The organism is Streptomyces sp. HmicA12 (assembly GCF_000373565.1).
Taxonomy (GTDB): domain Bacteria; phylum Actinomycetota; class Actinomycetes; order Streptomycetales; family Streptomycetaceae; genus Streptomyces.
Genome location: NZ_KB891841.1, coordinates 1 through 1,642, shown reverse-complemented (window position 1 = coordinate 1,642; position 1,642 = coordinate 1). Strand labels below are relative to the sequence as shown.

General features: G+C 61.1%; 1 protein-coding gene. It reads right to left on the bottom strand.

What is annotated here, in order from left to right; translation table 11 throughout:
- Positions 1-177: 177 nt before the first annotated feature.
- Positions 178-1,359, bottom strand: a complete 1,182-nt coding sequence (locus tag B072_RS47030) for a hypothetical protein (RefSeq protein ID WP_234018972.1) — start codon at positions 1,357-1,359, stop codon at positions 178-180.
- Positions 1,360-1,642 lie beyond the last annotated feature (283 nt).

Below are 1,642 nucleotides of genomic sequence, written 5' to 3'. Positions count from 1 at the left end.
ACGCTGAGGTGTTGGACCGGTATCTGCACCACCTGCCACCAGCCCCTACCGAGCCGACCTCCGAGAGCAAGACAGATCTAACGGAGTCCTACTAGATAACACAGCTGCACTTGGCCGGGGGCAGCCTCGGCACCGGCACCCCCACGGGTGGGGCATCGGCCTGTTTGCCTCGGGCCCTCAGCTTTCGGTGCCTGGCCGACGCCGAGGAAAAGCTTCCCCGATCGGCCAGTTCTCAGGCAGGCCGAGGGACGTGTGGATGGGGCGAGCCGCTGACTGGCGTTCGACGCGAGAATCGACCAGCTGTACCGATTCCCAAGTAGGGAGTACGGGGGCGGGGAGTGAGTCAGGTGCGGGGCTTTGCCAGAGAGCTGGGACCTTCTTAGCCCAGGTCCAAGGTGCCGGGTTGTCGACGGTCAGTACGCCGCTGACCCGACTATGGGGCTGATCTTGCGCAGCAGTCCAGTAGCCATCGGAATTGCGACCGAAGGTCGATCCGGTGCGGTGGACGTACTCGACCGAAGTCCCGTACAACGCGTTTTCGGTGTCCGCGTCTTCGGGAAAGACTGCCGAATTACCAACCGCCACGATGAATGGAAGTGCCAAGTCCCCGTACTTCCTGCCCTTCTTTCTCACGGCTTTGAGTATCCGATCTGAGCCCTCTGCTACCCACGCCGAGGGATGAAAGCCGATTGTCCTGCTCGTTGGATCGCCTCGCCTGCCAGGGCTGCGGGGGATCGCCTCGAAGCTGAGGCGCCAACCTGCCTCCTGCCAGGTATGCCTGGGCAGCGGCACCTTCTGCTCATGCGCAGCAGTGACTTGGTCGGGGTCCAAGCTGGCCAGCCATCGGGTCAGCTCGTTCTTCAACCGTCGTTGCTGTGGCGTGGTCGAGCCAAGACTGTCAACCTTGTAGGCCACGTAGAAGTTTGGGCTCGAAACGCCGTCAATCGCGTCCACCACCTGTGGCGGGAGCGAGCTGTTCCCGGTTGTGTCGAGACTCTCTGCTGTCCATATCGCCTCGACAATGAACTGCTCGTCGTCACGGGTGACCAGGAAGTCAGGGTACTTTCCCCCTGTGCCTATTTGCTGCTCGATCTCCACGAGGCAACCGGCACCGAGCAGCATTTCGTGCACGTACAGCTCCCACATCGTGGAGAAGACGTTCGCGTCGGAATTGCGATCGCGTAGCCGACTGCGCAGGCCGGGCTGAGCATCGGGGGGAAAGTGGGACCACCACTCGTTGATCACATCTCGAACCTGGTCCCAGAACGGGCCGGCGATCCTTTCGAGGAATTCAGCATCTGACTCGGACGCCCGCTTCGGTGCCGCATCTGTCCGACTTCGGCTCATGTACACGCCCATGACGAACGATCATAGATTGCTCCGTGCGCTGCTCTCACCCGTTTTCTGGGGCGTGTGGGGTGACTCTGACGACTCAGTACTCACGGGCTTGTGTGCCGGGTGCGACTCATCCACTGGTGTACCTCTGACGGCAGGAAGCGCAGCTGCTGACCGATGCGAAAGCTCGGAATGTTCTCCTTCTCGTGGTTGGGCCTTGACCCCTGATGTTGAACACACGAGACACTGGATCCTGAGGATCTGAGAACGGACATCTCGTGGTCATGAAGAACTACCCGCCGGAGTT

What these genes read in the sequence shown, in the direction of transcription:
- B072_RS47030 (WP_234018972.1), bottom strand. Translation starts at nt 1,359, where the DNA reads ATGGGCGTGTACATGAGCCGAAGTCGGACAGATGCGGCACCGAAGCGG.